Annotated in this window: 1 pseudogene; it reads right to left on the reverse strand. The window is 65.2% G+C overall.

The features are described from left to right. Positions 1-908 (reverse strand): annotated as a pseudogene (locus MO767_RS30820) (glycine dehydrogenase (aminomethyl-transferring)); the annotation flags it as partial.

A 908-nucleotide genomic window follows, 5' to 3' on the forward strand; every position in this document is an offset into this window, starting at 1 on the left:
ATTCGGCCCAGGTCACCGGGATCATTTCGCTGGCGGCGTTGAGTTTCATGGTGCAGGAACCCAGCGGGATCATGGTGCGATCCAGCGCCAGGTCCTTGTCGGCGAGCTTGCGCAGGTAGCGCATCAGCTCGGTTTCCGAGTGGTAACGGTTGAACACCGGATGGCTGAGGGTCGGCGACTGGCGCACCAGCGCGGCCGGGAGGGTGCTGACCACCGAGGCGGCGAGGGTGGCGAAGCCTGGCAGCGCCTTACCGTCGGCGAACAGGGCCCACAGGGTTTCCACGTCAGCTTGCGAAGTGGTTTCGTCGAGGGACAGGCCCAGACGTTCAGCATCGACCACGCGCAGGTTGATCTGCTGGGCACGCGCCTTGTCGTGCAACGCGGCAGTGTTGGCGCCGGTTTTAATGGTCAACGTGTCGAAGAAGCTTGCTTGCTCGACCGTCAGGCCCAATGCGCTCAGGCCTTTGGCCAGAATCGCGGTCAGGTGATGAATGCGGTTGGCGATCTGCGTCAGGCCTTTCGGGCCGTGGTACACGGCGTACATGCTGGCGATGTTGGCCAGCAGCACTTGGGCGGTGCAGATGTTCGACGTGGCTTTCTCGCGACGGATGTGTTGCTCGCGGGTCTGCATCGCCAGGCGCAGGGCCGGCTTGCCGAAACGGTCCACGGAGACGCCGACCAGACGGCCCGGCATGTCGCGCTTGAACGCATCCTTGGTGGAGAAGTAAGCCGCGTGCGGGCCACCGAAGCCCAGCGGCACGCCGAAACGCTGCGCGCTGCCGATGGCCACGTCGGCGCCGAACTCGCCCGGCGGAGTCAGCACGGTCAGGGCCAGCAGGTCGGCGGCGACCGCCACCAGTGCATTGGCGGCGTGGAAGCGTTCGGTCAGTGCACGGTAATCAAACACA

This window comes from Pseudomonas sp. UYIF39, from assembly GCF_029963765.1.
Classification (GTDB): domain Bacteria; phylum Pseudomonadota; class Gammaproteobacteria; order Pseudomonadales; family Pseudomonadaceae; genus Aquipseudomonas.